The organism is Rhodococcus sp. IEGM 1306, assembly GCF_036541985.1.
Taxonomy (GTDB): domain Bacteria; phylum Actinomycetota; class Actinomycetes; order Mycobacteriales; family Mycobacteriaceae; genus Rhodococcus_F; species Rhodococcus_F qingshengii.
The window spans coordinates 267,114-283,393 of the sequence record NZ_JAZHFF010000003.1 but is presented as its reverse complement, the minus strand read 5'-3'; the positions used below and the strand labels follow the sequence as shown (position 1 = coordinate 283,393).

The 16,280-nt window shown below is 62.1% G+C and carries 18 protein-coding genes and 1 pseudogene; 6 read left to right on the top strand and 13 right to left on the bottom strand.

Annotated elements, in window-relative coordinates; all coding sequences use genetic code 11:
* The first annotated feature begins 375 nt into the window (after nucleotides 1-375).
* Together V3587_RS10850 and V3587_RS10845 are read left to right on the top strand one after the other, a co-directional pair.
* Complete coding sequence (locus V3587_RS10850) at nucleotides 376-1,665, top strand: TetR/AcrR family transcriptional regulator (RefSeq protein ID WP_283376580.1); 1,290 nt, start codon at nucleotides 376-378, stop codon at nucleotides 1,663-1,665.
* Between the two features lie 34 nt (nucleotides 1,666-1,699).
* Nucleotides 1,700-2,905 (top strand): winged helix-turn-helix domain-containing protein, encoded by a 1,206-nt coding sequence (locus V3587_RS10845; protein ID WP_283376581.1) that lies wholly within the window; start codon nucleotides 1,700-1,702, stop codon nucleotides 2,903-2,905.
* 246 nt (nucleotides 2,906-3,151) lie between these two features.
* Here V3587_RS10845 and V3587_RS10840 read toward each other — a convergent pair whose 3' ends face one another.
* Together V3587_RS10840 and V3587_RS10835 are read right to left on the bottom strand one after the other, a co-directional pair.
* A complete protein-coding gene (locus tag V3587_RS10840) occupies nucleotides 3,152-4,306 on the bottom strand; it encodes a Rieske 2Fe-2S domain-containing protein (RefSeq protein ID WP_166810686.1) in 1,155 nt (384 codons plus the stop codon).
* A gap of 59 nt (nucleotides 4,307-4,365) precedes the next feature.
* Nucleotides 4,366-4,632, bottom strand: coding sequence for a hypothetical protein (locus V3587_RS10835; RefSeq protein WP_172436575.1), 267 nt, complete (start codon nucleotides 4,630-4,632; stop codon nucleotides 4,366-4,368).
* Between V3587_RS10835 and V3587_RS10830 the strand changes: the two are divergent.
* Together V3587_RS10830 and V3587_RS10825 are read left to right on the top strand one after the other, a co-directional pair.
* Nucleotides 4,607-4,678: pseudogene (locus V3587_RS10830) on the top strand (helix-turn-helix domain-containing protein); the annotation flags it as partial. The gene V3587_RS10835 and the pseudogene V3587_RS10830 overlap by 26 nt on opposite strands.
* Before the next feature lie 39 nt (nucleotides 4,679-4,717).
* Nucleotides 4,718-5,263: an IclR family transcriptional regulator domain-containing protein gene (locus tag V3587_RS10825; RefSeq protein ID WP_317829748.1), complete on the top strand. Its 546-nt coding sequence runs from the start codon at nucleotides 4,718-4,720 to the stop codon at nucleotides 5,261-5,263.
* Nucleotides 5,264-5,342: 79 nt separating this feature from the next.
* Here the strand turns inward: V3587_RS10825 and V3587_RS10820 are convergent, their stop codons facing one another.
* From V3587_RS10820 to echA20, 4 genes are read right to left on the bottom strand one after another with little or no spacing between them, the layout of a single operon-like run.
* Nucleotides 5,343-6,404 carry an NAD(P)H-dependent flavin oxidoreductase gene (locus V3587_RS10820; protein ID WP_283376583.1) on the bottom strand — a complete coding sequence of 354 codons (1,062 nt, stop codon included), beginning with the start codon at nucleotides 6,402-6,404 and terminating at the stop codon, nucleotides 5,343-5,345.
* Nucleotides 6,401-7,156, bottom strand: a complete 756-nt coding sequence (locus tag V3587_RS10815; protein ID WP_003945796.1) for a CoA-transferase subunit beta — start codon at nucleotides 7,154-7,156, stop codon at nucleotides 6,401-6,403. The genes V3587_RS10820 and V3587_RS10815 overlap by 4 nt, the downstream gene beginning before the upstream one ends.
* Entirely contained in the window at nucleotides 7,153-8,061 is a 909-nt protein-coding gene (ipdA, locus tag V3587_RS10810) for a cholesterol ring-cleaving hydrolase subunit IpdA (protein WP_003945662.1), read from the bottom strand. The genes V3587_RS10815 and ipdA overlap by 4 nt, the downstream gene beginning before the upstream one ends.
* 7 nt (nucleotides 8,062-8,068) lie before the next feature.
* A complete protein-coding gene (gene echA20, locus V3587_RS10805) occupies nucleotides 8,069-8,845 on the bottom strand; it encodes a (7aS)-7a-methyl-1,5-dioxo-2,3,5,6,7,7a-hexahydro-1H-indene-carboxyl-CoA hydrolase (RefSeq protein WP_003945611.1) in 777 nt (258 codons plus the stop codon).
* A 102-nt stretch (nucleotides 8,846-8,947) separates the two neighbouring features.
* On the opposite strand from echA20, the gene V3587_RS10800 reads away from it, so the two are divergent.
* The gene (locus V3587_RS10800) at nucleotides 8,948-9,862 is read left to right on the top strand and encodes an SDR family oxidoreductase (RefSeq protein ID WP_095970993.1); all 915 of its coding nucleotides are present in this window, start codon (nucleotides 8,948-8,950) and stop codon (nucleotides 9,860-9,862) included.
* Between the two features lie 64 nt (nucleotides 9,863-9,926).
* Here the strand turns inward: V3587_RS10800 and V3587_RS10795 are convergent, their stop codons facing one another.
* The 4 genes from V3587_RS10795 to V3587_RS10780 form a co-directional block, all read right to left on the bottom strand.
* Complete coding sequence (locus tag V3587_RS10795) at nucleotides 9,927-10,598, bottom strand: GNAT family N-acetyltransferase (RefSeq protein WP_283376584.1); 672 nt, start codon at nucleotides 10,596-10,598, stop codon at nucleotides 9,927-9,929.
* Nucleotides 10,599-10,692: 94 nt separating this feature from the next.
* Nucleotides 10,693-11,106, bottom strand: coding sequence for a hypothetical protein (locus V3587_RS10790; RefSeq protein ID WP_021342917.1), 414 nt, complete (start codon nucleotides 11,104-11,106; stop codon nucleotides 10,693-10,695).
* A 57-nt stretch (nucleotides 11,107-11,163) separates the two neighbouring features.
* Nucleotides 11,164-11,652, bottom strand: a complete 489-nt coding sequence (locus V3587_RS10785) for a nitroreductase family deazaflavin-dependent oxidoreductase (RefSeq protein ID WP_283376585.1) — start codon at nucleotides 11,650-11,652, stop codon at nucleotides 11,164-11,166.
* Between the two features lies 1 nt (nucleotide 11,653).
* Nucleotides 11,654-12,817 carry a steroid 3-ketoacyl-CoA thiolase gene (locus V3587_RS10780; protein ID WP_095970996.1) on the bottom strand — a complete coding sequence of 388 codons (1,164 nt, stop codon included), beginning with the start codon at nucleotides 12,815-12,817 and terminating at the stop codon, nucleotides 11,654-11,656.
* Nucleotides 12,818-12,991: 174 nt separating this feature from the next.
* On the opposite strand from V3587_RS10780, the gene V3587_RS10775 reads away from it, so the two are divergent.
* A complete protein-coding gene (locus V3587_RS10775; RefSeq protein WP_283376586.1) occupies nucleotides 12,992-14,242 on the top strand; it encodes a cytochrome P450 in 1,251 nt (416 codons plus the stop codon).
* Between the two features lie 194 nt (nucleotides 14,243-14,436).
* On the opposite strand, the gene V3587_RS10770 is transcribed toward V3587_RS10775, so the two are convergent.
* From V3587_RS10770 to V3587_RS10760, 3 genes are all read right to left on the bottom strand, one after another.
* Nucleotides 14,437-14,817: a VOC family protein gene (locus V3587_RS10770; RefSeq protein WP_020906296.1), complete on the bottom strand. Its 381-nt coding sequence runs from the start codon at nucleotides 14,815-14,817 to the stop codon at nucleotides 14,437-14,439.
* Between the two features lie 174 nt (nucleotides 14,818-14,991).
* On the bottom strand, nucleotides 14,992-15,402 hold the full coding sequence (locus tag V3587_RS10765; RefSeq protein WP_007734269.1) for a nuclear transport factor 2 family protein: 411 nt from the start codon (nucleotides 15,400-15,402) through the stop codon (nucleotides 14,992-14,994).
* Between the two features lie 9 nt (nucleotides 15,403-15,411).
* On the bottom strand, nucleotides 15,412-16,275 hold the full coding sequence (locus V3587_RS10760) for a TIGR03619 family F420-dependent LLM class oxidoreductase (RefSeq protein WP_095970998.1): 864 nt from the start codon (nucleotides 16,273-16,275) through the stop codon (nucleotides 15,412-15,414).
* Nucleotides 16,276-16,280 lie beyond the last annotated feature (5 nt).

The window sequence follows — 16,280 nt, the reverse complement described above, 5'->3', positions numbered from 1 at the left end:
TTCTGCTTTTGACGTGGAAGTATCGGGGCCGTTCATGCCACCGCCCCGTGTATGTTTACGAATATTCCGAATCTGTCAGGCGGATTGCTTCGCGGCCGTAGGGACTGAGCTTCGAGCGGTGACCCTACCCATTGTCGGCGGCTTCGGGCAACGTTTTGTTAACTGAAATTCTCGGTGAGGGGCTCGTCGGCTGGCGCCAGGGCGAAGTTGTATGTCGTGATCGAACGGCGTTTCACCAGCTGTTATCTGGCGGAAGAAACGCAATGTGCTGAAAAATGTGTGTGAATCCTAGGAATCATGCTTATGCTGATTCTCGTCTGCTGGACAGGCGGATCGAGGTACTTCGAGCGTGAAGGCTGGAGAGTGGGGTAGACGGTGAGCCCGAGCGAGCAGTTCGTCGACGCGCAGTCGTCGAGTGGGATTGTTCGGCAGGCGAGGTCCGATTCCGTCAAGAGGCGCCCGAAGGATCGCAAGGCGCAGATCTCGGCAGCGGCGGCAATCGCGTTCAGTGAGCGCGGATATCCAGCTGTCAGTGTCGATGACATCGCGTCGGCTGTGGGTATTTCGGGTTCGGCGCTCTATCGGCACTTTCCGAACAAGTACGCGATGTTCCGCCACGCGGCGTTGGAGTTGACCGAAGCGCTCGCCAGTGCCCTGGACGTCGTCTCGGTTGCGCCTGCAGCGACCGACGCGCAGCGGTTGCGCGAAGATCTGATTGCAGTGATAAGAACGACAATTCGCAATCGGCGTACGGCCGGAATCTATCGGTGGGAGAGCCGGTTTCTCGAAGCCGACGATCGGAAATCCGTTCGAGCGCAAGCCAGTGCGGTCAATCGCCGGGTAGCCCGGCATCTTTCGCGCTCCGATCCGGCAATGACGGCGCGTGAAAAGACCCTCGTCGTGGCAGCGATGTTCAGCGTGATCGGCAGCATCACCGTCCATAATCTCTTACTGCCCCAGCGGGTGATGGAGCAGGTTCTGCTCGAGGCGTGTCTGGCGATAGATCACGGCGAGGGCGCAACCACCGCGAGCCGCCTGGAGCAGTCCTCGTTGCCCAGAACGGTGACCACGAACAAACGCGAACGTCTGCTGCAGGAAGCCGTGCGACTCTTCGACTCTCGCGGGTATCACGACGTCAGCATCGAAGAGATCGCTGCGGCCGCCGGCTTGAACGCCTCCGGTATGTACCGCTACTTTCCCAGCAAGGCCGAGCTTCTCGGCGCCGTATTCTATCGAGCCGCAGATCGCTTGGACTTGGCTACTGCAGCGGTGTTCGATTCCGCTGACTCACACGAAGAAGCGCTCCGGTCGTTGTCGGCGATGTACGTGGAATTGTCGTTCGCACAGCACGAATTGATGTCGGTCTACTTCTCCGAGATGAACAATCTTCTGCCGAGTCATCGAAGCGATCTGAAGAACCGCCAGAAGCTTTACGTGGTCGAATGGGCGCGGGTACTCCGCGAAATCCGGCCTGAACTGTCGGCGGTAGAGGCGAAGTTCGTGGTTCATGCTGCGCTCAACCTGGTTCCGGACGTCGGCCGCATGATGAAATTCGACGCTGCCGCGGAGAACGCGGCCAGGTTGCAGATGTTCATGTCGGCAGTACTGTTCGGCCGTCAGGCCGCCTCGACCGTGTCCACGCGCCGCGGAACATCGGCCTCCTGAAACGTGTCGGTGGGTGTGCGTAGTCTGGCCCACTATGAGCGAAGTCGTGTCACTGGCAGCTGCCCGTCGCATAGCGCTTGCCGCTCAGGGATTCGGCAAATCGCATCCCACGACGGTCACGCGTCGCAATCTGGTCGGCGTGATGGACCGGTTGCAGGTGCTGCAGATCGACTCGGTCAATGTCTTCGAGCGCAGTCACTACCTGCCGGTTTACGCTCGGTTGGGGGCGTACGACAAATCCCGACTCGATCAGCTCGCCTTCGCCCCCGGCTCGGGTTACCTCGAATACTGGGGCCACGAGGCAACGTTCTTGCCGGTGGACATGTGGCCGTTGTTCCGCTGGCGGATGGATCAGTTTCGCGCCAAAGCACTCGGTGACAAGGACGGCTGGGCTTCCGATCGGAGTGTCTTCCTCGATTGGTTGCGGCAGGAGTTGCGCGACAACGGTCCGATGGCGGCGAGCGAGATCGAACACGAAGCGAACACGCGACGCGGTCCGTGGTGGGGGTGGTCCGATGTGAAGGTCGGGCTCGAGACGCTGTTCCGTTGGGGCGAGGTGGTCTCGGCGGGGCGCGCCGGTTTCGAGCGTCGTTACGGCCTGGCCGAGCAGATGCTTGAACCCGAGATACTCGACGCACGGGTCGAGCGGTCGGAGGCGATACGCGAGCTGGTGCTGCGGGGAGTGAGGGCACATGGTCTGGGCACACTCGACGACATCGCCGACTATTTTCGTCTGCCCAGCGCAGAAGCACGAACCGCGTTGCAGGAACTCGAAGAGGCCGGCAGTGTGCGCCGGGTATCCGTCGACGGCTGGGAGCGTCGAGGTAAAGCACGAGAAGTGTGGATCGATCCACAAGCGAAGCGTCCCAGGTCCATCCGTGCGGAAGCGTTGTTGTCCCCCTTCGATCCGGTAGTGTGGGCACGCGATCGAGCGTTGCGGCTCTTCGACTTTCACTACCGGATCGAGATCTACACTCCAGCCCTCAAGCGAGTTCACGGGTACTACGTGCTCCCGGTCCTGATCGACGACAAGATCTGTGCCCGAGTCGATCTGAAGAACGACCGTCAGAACCGTCGGCTGCTGGTGCGCGCGGCGTGGGCCGAACCCACCGCGGACGCCGACACTGCTCCCCGGTTGGCGGAACTCCTACGCAGAACTGCGCATTGGCAGGGCTGCGAGACCATCGAGGTGGAGAACAAGGGCACGCTGTCTAGGGATCTGTCCGCCGCCCTTGCGTGAGCTGTCGTGGCCGCGAGGGCGAGTGTCATTCGGGTACGGTTATGCGCCCGTCGACTGCGGCTCTGTTGATGGACTTTCTCAACTCGGAGCAGCTTCCGGATCGAATGCTCGTCGGTGCGACGTGTTCGCGGTACTCCAAACATGTGGTGCGAGAATCTGATCGCCACTGAGTCGACGTGTGGTGCCAACTGTTCTTCTCGACGAGGACGTATGCTCCGCACCGCTCACAGTCCAGCGGTTCCATGGTCATCGGTCCACCCCTGCAGCGGCTTTGCGAGCGATGTTGTCCGCGACCTCCTGCTTCCACACCTCGATGGGTTTGCTTGTGTCCATTTCGAATTCGAAGCGATCGACCATCTCGGGCGTGACGTCGGCGACGTCGACGTAGAACTGTTCGTACCAGCGTCGCAGTTGATAGACCGGACCGTCCTCGGTGCAGAGCAGCGGGTTGTCGATGCGAGTCTTGTTCTTCCAGATCTCGATGTCCTGCTCGAACCCGACGCCGATGTAACCGATCATCGCATCAACGGTTTGGTCCGCTATTCCGGCGGGAAGTTCGTCGGTCTTCTTGACGGTGATGCCGTACATCAGGACGAACTTGTTCGGGCTGATCGGGTAGTGGCAGTTGATCAAAACCGAATCCACCTTGAACGTTTCGTACTGGTACACCAGATCGTCGACCATGAAAGACGGCCCGTGATAGGCGGCCACCGAGAGGTTCGAGACCAACTTCGGCACGTCGGGGTCGGTCCAGGTCACGATGTCGTCGCGGTTGATGCCACTTTGCTCCTGGATCGCGACGTGACCTTCGAAGACGTTCTTGAAATAGGTGGGGAACGAGAAGTGCACGTAGAAGAAATGCGCCATGTCGACGACGTTGTCGACGATTTCTCGGCAGTTGGTATCGATGACTATCGACTTCCACACCCAATCGGTCCACTCGTGCTCCGCAGACTTGATGATCGGAATGGCGACCTCGGCAGGAGGCGGATTGCCTTCGGGGTCGTGCCAGACGAAGAGCAGGTCATCCTGTTCGAGCGTGGTCCAGGCGCGGGTTTTGGCAAGCGGAGGAACCCGGCGGGCATAGGGAATCGCCGTGCATTTTCCGTTGCCTCCCCAGCGCCAGTCGTGAAATGGGCACGCGATCGAATCTCCCTTGATCGTGCCCTGACTGAGGTCTCCACCCATGTGTCGGCAGTACGCGTCGAGGACCTTCACCTCGCCTTGGCTGTCGGCGAATACGACAAGTTTGGTGCCGAAGGCCTCGATCGGATGTGGATTACCGTCGTGAAAATCGTTCGCGAGCCCGAGGCAGTGCCAGCCGCGGGCAAACCGCTCAGGGGTAACGCCTTCGTCGATGACGCGGAATTCGTCGACTTCGCCCAGGTCCATTGTGGTCATAACGCCGTCCTCTGTTCAGGGGTCTGTCCGTGCCACTGTGGCGAGGAGTGAGCTCAGGTTCAACGGGTGCAACCGGTGATCGGTATAGGTGCAGGTGGCAGTGACCAGGCGGGTTCGTCTCCCGCACGGTGGGAAATGCCCTGGCGGAGCGCGCCGACTGAGCCGAGATTGGCAGTCGGCAGCGAACACATCGCCCAGCGGTGCCCGCTCGACGGACGGATCACCGGAACGGAGACATCCATGTTGGTCGGACCGATCACCGAAGAGCCCATACCCATGTCAACTCTCGACAGACTGGCGATGGTGATGGATTGCTTTCGTGACACACCTCGACTGACGCTGGGGGAGGTGGCTCGTCGAACCGGAATTCCGCGGTCGTCCGTGCACAGGATGCTTCTGAAGCTTGTGAGAATGGACTGGCTTCGACGAGAAGGGCTCGAGTACGAAGTAGGAGACAAGCTCGGTGACCTCGGGGCAATCTCGTTGTATCGAAACAAGTTCGAGAGAGTGGTGGTGCCGTTGTTGTACAACCTGCACCTCGTCACGGATCAGGCTGTCCATCTGGGAGTCCTCGAGGGAAGCAACGTGCGCTACGTCCAGAAGATCGGCAGCCGGGCGATACCCGAACTCCAGACAGGCGTCGGCACTCGAATTCCTGCACGGTCCTCGGCCATAGGCAAAGCGCTCTTGGCCGCGGGTCGCCGTTCGCCGCTCGCGCAGCCTTCTGGAATTGCCCACGGTCAGCGCGGCGTCGTATTCGGCACGTGTACTTCGGGACTCGGCTGTATCGGAGTGCGGGTCGGTGCACTGGGAGGGACCGAAGTCGGTCTGTCGATCAGTGGCCCGCTGGTTCGAGGCAAGATCGACGATCGGCACGTTGCACCCGTGCAGATGGCCGCCGTGGCAATCTCCCAGTATTTCGAGGTGCCGGACCGTCGTCACCGGCAGACCGGGTAGTGCCCCGCAACGCACAGAGTGCGCCTCCCTCGACTACGCGTAAAGCGCAGTGGGGGAGACGCACTCGGACAAATCTGGGTCAGCGAAGAGCCGCAAGCGCGTCGATACGCCCCACAGCACCTTCCATGATGCTTTCGATCAGTTCCTTACAGCTGGGCAGATCGTTGATCATGCCGACAACCTGACCCGACGCGAGAACACCGGCTTCGGTGTTGCCCTCGACCAGTCCGGCCTTGAGCAACATCGGGGTGTTGGCGGCCATGATGATCTGCATCAGCGTGCGGTCACCCGAGCGCTTCATCGCCAGACCGTCCTTGGCGAGCGTCGACCACTTCATGCCTGTCATGGCCTTGAACTTGGTGGCGTTCTTGGCTGCAGCGATCAAACCGGTTGCATAACTGGAACCTTCGAGGCTGTTGACCAAGTCGGTGTTGAGCACGCGGTGAGGCATGCCGTCGACCTTGCGAGAGACTGTTGTATCCGTCAGTCCGCGCTTGAGATACTCCTGCTTGACGGAATCGGGTACCGAAGAGTCACTGGTGAGCAAGAAACGCGTCCCCATCGCGACACCGGCAGCGCCGTACGCCAACGCGGCAGCCAGCCCGCGGCCGTCGAAGAATCCGCCACCGGCGATGACCGGAATATCGACCGCGTCGAGAACCGAGGGGAGGAGCAATGTCGTTGCCACACCGCCGGTGTGACCACCACCTTCGCCGCCCTGGACGATGACGGCGTCCGCGCCCCAGGACGCGACCTTGACCGCATGCTTCGCGGCACCGATCGAAGGTACGACGACGATGCCGTGGTCCTTGAGTTTGGCGATCAGTTCCTTCTTGGGAGCCAAGGCAAACGACGCGACCTTGACGCCCTCACGGATCAGCAGGTCCGCGCGTTGCGGGGCGTCGGTGGCGTCGGCACGCATGTTGACGCCGAACGGCTTGTCCGTGAGCTGCTTCGTCTTCTTGATCGCGTGCTCGAGCTCGTCGTACGTCATCGTGGCCGAAGCCAGGATGCCGAGACCACCGGCGTTAGCCGTCGCCGACGTCAGTGCGGGCCCGGAAACCCAGCCCATGCCCGTCTGCACGATCGGGTAGTCGACACCGACCAGTTCGGTCAGCGCGGTCTTCAGGGTGGGGGTCATGCCGAGACCTCACGGTCCCGGAGGTTGCGCGGATCGAGGGTCTCACGGATGAGGTGGAGTTCTTCGGCGGTGGGGTCGCGGGTGATACCGGCCTCGGCGAGTCCGGCAACCTCGAACGAGGTGTTCTCGGCTACCTCTTCCGCCGTGACGCCGGGGTGAAGGCTCAACGCGCGGAACGTGTTTCCGGGACCTCCGAAGTCGAAGACACCGAGATTGGTGACGACGCGGGGGATGTTCAGGTACTTGTATGCCGGGTTCTCGGGGTCGATCTGGTCGTAGCCGACACCGCACACCACGTCGACCTTGTCGACGAACACTCGCTTGGAGTGCTTGGGGACGAAGTAGCTCGTCGCGTGGTTGATGGTGTTACCCGGGGCGCCGCGCACACCGAACATCTGACGCGTCGGCTGCTGAAGCGGGCCGAAAGCGGAGAGGTTCTGGTTGCCGTGGCGATCGAGCTGATTGGCACCCATGACAACGTGGCGACGGCCGGAAGCGACGACGTCGAACACCTTGCGGAAGGGCATCCATCCTTCGACGGGGCCCTTCGTTCCGACTGCCGGAGTGTCCTCGAGGATGAGGGCTTCACCATCGGTGATCAGCAGGTCGGGTTCGGTGGTGAGCCGAGCCAGGCGAGCGCCGATGGTGGACGACGTCGACATGGGGCTGGCCATGATTTCGCCTGCACCGGAGAAGATTTCAGCGCACGCGAGAACAACGTACTCTGCGCGGGTGACGGTGGATTCGCTCATTTTGCCTGCTCCCCTGCCTTTGATGAATCGGCAAACTTCTTTACTGCGGCTTGGTAGTCCTCTTCGCTGCCGGAGAGGAACGTGTCGACGAACGCCTGCCACGACTCGGGGGTCTTGGCGGACTCGGCGTAGTGACGCTGGAACTTCTCGTCGCGGCCGTAGCTTTCGCCGGCCAACGTGAAGTGTGCACCATTGGGTGCCTCGACGACGGCGTCGACCATCATGCGGTTGAGCAGAAGGTTCTGCAGTGGAACGGATTTGACCAGTTCCTCCGTCTCGACGATGCGTTCGACGGAGACGTAACGCTTCTCGGCTGCCATGCAGTACAGGTCGTCGAAGTACGGGTCGACGCCGTTGTACGCGGCATTGCCGTGCTTGTCACCGAGATTGAGATGGACGAACGACGCATCGAGGTTGAGCGCAGGCATCGCGATCAAGGTCTCGGAACGGCCGTCGGCCTCGGGATACGGGGAGGTGACGGTCTTGAGTTCGTCGCCCCAGAAGTTGCGGACGTCCGAACCCAGGCCGGCGCGGATCGGGAGGAAGGGGAGACGGGCGGCAGCGGCTTCGAGGCCGCACTTGACCATTCCTTCGTCCATCTCGCGCACTTCGATCTCACCGGCGGTGCGCGCCTTGGCAAACCACGGATCGTAGAACGGCGCGGAGTCCAGGGACACGAAGCCGTAGTACGCCTTCTTGACCTTGCCGGCCGAGCACAGCAGTCCGAGATCCGGTCCGCCGTAAGTGACCACGGTCAGGTCCTTGATGTCCGAACGCAGAATCGCACGCACGAAGGCCATCGGCTTGCGGCGAGATCCCCAGCCGCCCAAGCCGATCGTCATTCCGCTGCGGAGTTCGCCGACTACCTCGTCGAGCGACTTCGTCTTGTCACGCTTGCTAGCCATGTTTTTCTCAGCCTTCCTTCTGGGTTGCGTTCTCGCGCGGCTTGCCGGTGGCGACGAACTCGTCGCGGTGCTCGTCGGACACACCGAGGAGGTTGAGTTCGAAGGTGTAGCCCTGCTCGAGGCGGTAGCTGCCCTTGACGTCGACCGGGTCGATGCCGTTGATGGCTTCCTTGGCGCACCGGATGATGCGGGTGTCCTTGGCGGCGATCTTCGCGGCGATTTCGCGAGCACACTCGTCGAGCTTCTCGCGCGGAACCACGTCGTAGACGCTGCCGAACTGCTTGAGTGTGTGGGCGTCGACGCTCTGCGCCGTGTAGTAGAGCGTGCGCATCATGTGTTGCGGCACCAGGCGCGAGAGGTGTGTGGCAGCGCCGAGTGCGCCGCGGTCGACCTCGGGGAGGGAGAAGATCGCGTCGTCGGAAGCGACGATCACGTCCGCGTTCCCGACCAGTCCGATGCCGCCACCGACGCAGAATCCGTTGACTGCCACGACGACGGGCACAGCGCAGTCGTAGACGGCAGCGAAGGCTGCGGCACAACCGCGGTTGGCGGCGACCAGTGCGTCGAATCCCTCGGTGGCCTGCATCTCCTTGATGTCGACGCCGGCGTTGAAACCGCGTCCCTCGGCTCGCAGGATCACCACGTGCGTGTTCAGATCCTTGCCCGCGTCGAGGATGGCGTCGGCAAGCTCGAACCATCCCTTGGACGGGATTGCGTTGACCGGCGCGTAGTCGATGGTGACCGTGGTGATGCCGGTTCCGTCGGAGGAGGTGCTGATGCCCATATCGGGATTCCTTACGTCTGTGTACCAAACCAAGCGATTGCTTGGTAAGTTAGCACACAAGCGGAGCCGACAAGCCCGAGCAGAGTGCATTAGGAGACAAAAATGAGTGGATTGGTCGACGGACGCGTAGTCATCATCACCGGGGCAGGTCGAGGTATCGGACGCGCGCATGCGTTGGCGTTCGCGGCCGAGGGTGCCAAGGTCGTCGTCAACGACATCGGTGCGGGTGCCGACGGTTCCGAGACCGGTGAAAGTCCGGCCGAGCAGGTTGTCGCGGAGATCATCGCTGCGGGTGGCCAAGCAGTGGTCAATGGAGACGACGTCGCCGACTGGGCGGGCGCCGAAAATCTGATCAAGACCGCGATCGACACTTTCGGTGGCCTGGACGTACTCGTGAACAACGCGGGCTTTCTGCGTGACCGCATGCTCGTCGGCATGAGCGAAGGCGAGTGGGACGCGGTAATCCGTGTGCACCTCAAGGGGCATTTCGCGCCCCTGCGTCACGCTGCTGCCTACTGGCGCGGTGAAGCCAAGGCGGGCAAGACCGTCGACGCACGCATCATCAACACCAGTTCGGGTGCAGGACTGCAGGGTTCGATCGGCCAGGGCAACTACGCTGCGGCGAAGGCCGGTATCGCCGAGATGACCATCCAGGCCGCGGCCGAGCTCAAGAATTACGGCGTCAGTGTCAATGCGATCGCACCTGCTGCGCGCACGCGCATGACAGTCGGTGCAGGTGGGGCGATGGCAGAAGCGATGGCAGCTCCGGAAGAGGGCTTCGATGCCATGGCTCCCGAGAACATCTCGCCGCTGGTCGTCTGGCTCGGCAGCGCCGAGGCCAAGGACGTCACGGGCCGGGTATTCGAGGTCGAGGGCGGAAAGATCACCGTCGCGGAGGGCTGGCGTCACGGCCCGAGCGAGGACAAGGGTGACCGTTGGGACCCGAAGGAGATCGGGCCCGTCGTGGCAGCGCTGTTGGAGAAGGCTGAGATTCCGACGCCGGTGTACGGGGCGTAGGGCCTCCGGCCCCGTGAGTGGTTAAGGAGTGCAGGGACTCCTTAACCACTCACAGGCGTGCCGCCTACGCAGGCGCCCGAACAACCAGCACGGTGCCGGGGAACTCTGCTGCGAGCTCGCGCCGCGAATGCTTCACGCAGGCGGTGCCGTAGCCCTTCTTGCGGGACTCGGGTGCAATCCAGATCGCGACGTTGACCTCTTGGCCGTCGAGTTCGCCGAACACCAGACCGACGCTCTTCGGGCTGTCGCCGGAGACGTCCTCGGCGACGAACCAGGCAGCGCTCTCGTCGTCGATACGACCGAGACCGCCGACGCGCTCGGCTTCGATTCGATCCTCGCTCCACGGATTGCCGTCTTCGCCGAGCTGCTCGCCCGAACGAATCGTGAACAGCGACTTGTCTTCTGCGCTGTCGCTGAACGGACGCAAGCTGAAGTTCTGCCCGCTGCTCGCGGGGCGATCGAGCGTCGTCCATTCGAGTGTTGCGTCGAGATTCTCCAGCTCGCCCTGGATGCGATCGCGTGCAGCCTTGGTCAGTGCGCTGAACTTGAGGCTCAGAACTGCTTCGGCATTTGCTTCCGACGTGCCGAGGAGTTCCGCGACGGTGGTCAGTGCCTCCTGGTGGTCCTTGCTGTCGACCACTGCATCCAGCACCTCGTGGCGACGCTCCAGCGCACACACGAGTGCGGAAGTGATCTCGCGTCGGTCCAGGATCTGATCTTGAATATGCGTCGTCATATATGCGACTCCTTGCTGTGTTCGAGGCTCTGTCGAAACGCCGTGCGGACCGTACGAGTCAATAGTGCTCCAACTCGCCCGTTATGGCACGCGTTCAGCCTCCGGTGCGGCGAACGAGCCGTTCGTAGCGCTGGCGGGCGGCTTGAGTGCTGCCGAGTCCGAGTCCGAAGGCAATATCCTGCCAGGTCATGCCACGTTCGCGAGCAATTCCGAGGAACAGCGCTTCCAGCTGTTCCATTTCGGCTCGGGCCTTGGGGATCAAAGTCAATGCAGCCATGACGTCGGCGTCGTCGACCTCGGGTTCGTTCGGCTGCGGTGTGTCGGTTCCGCCGGCAAGACGAGCCACGACGCGCACCGCGCCGTAGGGCTCGAGCATCTCCGGATGGGATTGCCGTGCGCGCTGGCTTTGGGTCGCGCCATGGCGCTCGCTGATCCGAAAGAGCCCGGCGTACTCGCGATGTGCGCGTTCGCGGCCGGAATCGATCGGTCTGAACTGGTCATCGGTCATGAACCCAGGGTGGCACGAACCCGGGTCGGTGTAAACGTTGTGTTGTAAACAGTTCGTTTAGTTCTTCAGTGGCTCGCACACGATGACGGGAATGATCCGGTCGGTCCAGGCTTGATAGTTGTCGAAATCCGGATACATCGCCGTCAACTTCGGCCACAGCCGAGCGCGCTCGTCCTCGGTGGCGACGCGGGCTTTCATCGAGCGGATCCGAGACTTGATCTGCACCGTCACCACCGGATCCGCCTTGATGTTGAGGTACCACATCGGGTTCTTCGGAAGACCACCTTGCGACGCCACCAGAATCACGTCTTCGCCGTCCTCGAGGAACAGCAGCGGACTGATCCGCTCCTCGCCGGATTTGCGACCGGTGGTGGTGAGCAGGCAGATCGGCAGCCCGCGTGGGAACGCGCTGCCGACCCGCCACTTGCTACCCAGCCTCCCGTCGGTGGCGCGATACATGGCGACGTTTGCCTTCGACATCCACTTGATGATCTTGACCGTCGCCGGAGCGTCGAGTCCCTTGGGTTTGGCTGGGGGAGTGTTCATCTCAGATACGCTCGATGATGGTTCCGGTGGCCAGCGCGCCGCCGGCGCACATCGTGATCAGAGCCGTCGAGCCGTTGCGACGCTCCAGTTCGTGCAGTGCGGTGGTGATCAGTCGAGATCCCGTGCTGCCGACCGGATGGCCGAGAGCGAGCGCGCCGCCGTTGACGTTGACGTTGTCGAAGTCGGGTTCGTGAACCTGAGCCCAGGACAGTGCGACGGATGCGAATGCTTCGTTGATCTCGAACAGATCGAGGTCGCCGATCTTCATTCCGCTCTTCTCCAGAACGCGGCTGGTTGCCTGCACCGGTCCGTCGAGGTGGAATTCCGGCTCCGAGCCGACCAACGCCTGGGCGATGATGCGGGCACGCGGCTTCAATCCGAGCGCGCGAGCCTTGTCCTCGTCCATGAGCAGGACTGCGGCAGCACCGTCGGAGATCTGGGAAGACGTTCCGGCCGTGTGAATCCCGCCTTCGAGGACGGGCTTCAGTCGGGCAAGGGACTCCGCTGTCGTATCGCGCAGGCCCTGATCGCGATTGACGAGCTTGGTCTCGCCCGTGAGGTTTCCTTCCTTGTCGACCTGGGGTGCCGAGAGTTCGAGAACCTCGCGGTCGAAACGCCCTTCCTCCCAAGCCTGCTTGGCCAGCGCCTGCGAGCGGACGCCGAGAGCTTCGACGTCGTCGCGGGTCAGGCCGCGTCGGCGTGCGATGCGTTCTGCAGCTTCGAACTGGTTGGGCATGTCGATGTCCCACGTCGCGGGTCGACGCGGTCCGGCCTGATCGCCGACGTTTGCGCCGAGGGGGACCTGGCTCATGGCTTCGATGCCGCAGGCGATGCCGGCGTCGATGGCGCCCGTGGCGATCAGTCCGGCGATCAGATGGTTCGCCTGCTGAGCGGAACCGCACTGGCAGTCCACTGTCGTTGCGCCGGTCTGCCACGGCAGACCTGCATGCAACCACGCCGTGCGCGTGATGTTGTTGGACTGAGCGCCGGCCTGGGTGACGCAGCCGCCGATCACCTGCTCGATGAGCAGCGGGTCGATTCCCGACCGGTCGAGAACGCCCTTCTGGGCCGCTCCGAGGATCTCGGCGGCGTGCAGACCGGCGAGCCAACCTCCACGCTTGCCGATCGGTGTACGGACAGCCTCGACGATTACTGGTGTGCCCACAGCGGGCTCCTTTCCTTGTAATGAAAAAGTAGAACAGGTTCTCTGCGGGAAGCAAGACCTGTCGACGTTTCCTTTCCTAGTAAGCAGGCTTGTGTTTCAATGAGAGTAGAACGTGTTACACATCACGGATCCCCATCACCCCTGTGATGAAAAGGCTTAGGGCAGGAGACATCAGTGGCACAGCCCGCATTCCCCGAGGGAATCGACTTCACGGACCCCGACATCTACGCGGAACGCATGCCGTTCGAGGAGTTCGCCGAACTCCGGAAGACGGCCCCCGTGTGGTGGAATCCGCAGCCCCCGGAAATCGGTGGATTCCAGGACGAGGGCTTCTGGGTGGTCACCCGTCATGAAGAGGTCAAGGAGGTTTCGCAGCGAAGCGACATCTTCTCGACCCACGAGAACACTGCGATTCCTCGCTTCGCCGACGACATCCCGCGTGAGAACGTCGAGATGCAGCGGTTCATTCTCATCAACAAGGACGCTCCGGAGCACACCAAGCTGCGCAAGCTGGTCTCCCGCGGATTCACCCCGCGCGCCATCAACAGCCTGCGCGAGGAACTGACCGAGCGTGCCGAAAAGATCGTCACGACCGCGGCTGCCGGCGGTGCCGGAGACTTCGTGGTGCAGGTCGCGTCCGAGCTTCCGCTGCAGGCCATCGCCGAACTTCTCGGTGTGCCGCAGGAAGATCGAATGAAGCTCTTCGACTGGTCCAACCAGATGACGTCGTACGACGACCCCGAGTTCGACATCGACCCGCAGGCGGCGTCGATGGAGATTCTGGGATACGCGTACCAGATGGCGGATCAGCGCAAGAAGTGTCCCGCCGATGACATCGTCACCAAGCTCATCGAAGCGGACATCGACGGAAATGAGCTCTCTCCAGAGGAATTCGGCTTCTTCGTGATCCTGCTTGCGGTCGCGGGTAACGAGACCACTCGCAATGCCATCACACACGGCATGGTTGCCTTCCTCGACAATCCCGACCAGTGGGAGCTGTACAAGAAGGAACGTCCCAAGACGGCGGCCGACGAGATCGTTCGTTGGGCCACCCCGGTGACGTCCTTCCAGCGCACCGCGCTCGAAGACACCGAACTCGGCGGACAGAAGATCAAGAAGGGCGATCGCGTCGTGATGATGTACGCGTCGGCCAACTTCGACGAAGACGTCTTCGCGAACCCCACGAAGTTCGACATCATGCGTGACCCCAATCCGCACCTCGGATTCGGCGGCACCGGTGCGCACTACTGCATCGGCGCCAACTTGGCCCGGCTGGAAATCGATCTGATCTTCAATGCGATCGCCGATCACCTACCCGACATCACCAGGCTCGGCGATCCCCGCCGCCTGCGCTCGGGCTGGCTCAACGGCATCAAAGAGTTTCAGGTTGATTACAAGACATCGGGCTGCCCGGTCAAACACTGATCCGGACATATACTGACCTGGTAACCGGCGAGTAGGTTCTGTGTAGCTTTTCGGGAGTTGCCTCTGCACTCTCGAACACGCAGAACTACAGTAGACGTTCCGGGGAGCCACTCGTTGGCAACCTGGAACTGCGGCGGCGTCTGCGGGATCCCTCATCTCCCGTAGGCGCCGCCGTTTGTAGTTCACTCTCTCATTCAGCCGCCGTACGGTTTGGTGATCGCTTCCAGGAAATGTCCCGACGGGTCGAGGAAGTAGACACCACGCCCACCGTCGTTGGTGTTGAAGCCGGTACTCGACTGGCGCGGATCGGCCCAGTGATCAAGTTTCAACGCCTGTATCCGCTGGTAGATGCCGTCGAAGTCATCTTCGGAGACGAGGAAAGCGTAGTGCTGAGACGCCACCTCGGCGCCCTCTTCCACCTGTGCGAAGTCCAGTGTCACGCCGTGCTCGAGTTCAACGCCGAGAAAGTAGCCGGCTTCGACCGGGCCTGGCAGACCGAACATGTGAGTGAAGAACCACGCAGACTCTTGTCGGTCTTTTGCGGCGATGATGGTGTGATTGAACGAAATGGTCATGAGTGACCCCTTGCAGTACGACGCCTCCATGCCTGACGCAGTCCGTCATCGACACGCGACGTTGGGAACCAGGAAACCATTTCGAGGTTCTCGGTGCAAGTACGACAGGCTGATTCGACTACGACGAGAGCGGCCCCGGTCGATGACCGGGGCCGCTCTCGTACTGGGGGGTTCTCAGGCTTTGCGCGCCGTCTTCATCGCACGGTCCACTTCCCAGAATGCTCGAAGCGACGCGATCTTGCCGTCGTCGTTCACCCGGTAGACGAACACGCCTTCGGCGTCGATGATCGAGCCGCCGATGGTCGTACGGATCTTGCCGATGTTGACGTTCTCGTTGCCGCACACCAGGGAATCGTCGATCAGAAACTCGAGCTTGTCCGCGTTGGCGATCGTCATGTCGTAGAACTTGGAGATCGCTTCACGCCCGTGATGGCCTTTGCCTTCGGGGTCGAAACCCGACGGCCCGACCGGATCCTCCACCCAGCCGTCCTCGGCGAAGAGGTCCAGCCAGGCTTCCTTGTTCTTGCCACTCGCGGCGGCGCGCGATGCGTTACCCGCGACGCGGGCGGGGTGCTCGTCGGTCATAGCAGCTCCTCAGTTGATGTACTGTTCGGCGAACTTGCGCATCGAATCCTGCTTTGCCTCGAGCGGGGCATCGAATCCGATTCCGTCGAAAACCCAAGGCACGGTGATGATGTCCGTGACGCCGGCGTCCTCGAGTTCTGCGTAACCGTCCTTGCCGAAACGGTCGATGCACACCGTCTGGATTTCGTACGGCTCGTTCTCGCGGCCGTACTCGGCGCGCAATTCTCGCAGTCGTGCGATCACACCCACCAGGTCGTCGAACTTGATCATCGCCGACGTCCATCCGTCGCCGACTCGTGCAGCTCGCTTGAGTGCGACCTCGGTGTGGCCGCCGACGTAGAACGGAACCGGCTTGGTGGGAGCCGGGCTCATCTGCAGGCGATCGAAGTCGAAGAACTCACCGTGGTACTCGACCATGCCGCCGCCGAGAATCAGCTTGAGAACGTCGATCATCTCGTCCACACGTGCGCCCCGACGCTTGTACGGAGCGCCGCACCACTCGAACTCTTCCGGAGCCCAACCGATTCCGACGCCGAAGCCGAAGCGGTTGTTCGTCAGTGCCGCCACCGATCCGACCTGCCGCGCGAGCAGGACCGGATTGCGGCTACCCAGCTTGAGCACCTGGGTGTAGAACTCGATCTTCTCGGTCACGGCGCCCATTGCGGCCGCGGCGATCAGCGGATCGACCCAGGGGGTCTCGGCATTCCACATCCGAGACCCGTCCGGGGTGTACGGGTAATCCGCCGCCTGCGTTTCCATGAAGAACAGTGAATCGGGGAGAGCGATCGACGAAAAGCCGCATTCCTCGGCCGTTTTGGCGATACCGGCTAACTGGTCCAAGGGGTTCATGGCAACCCCGACGGTGTACTTCATCTTCG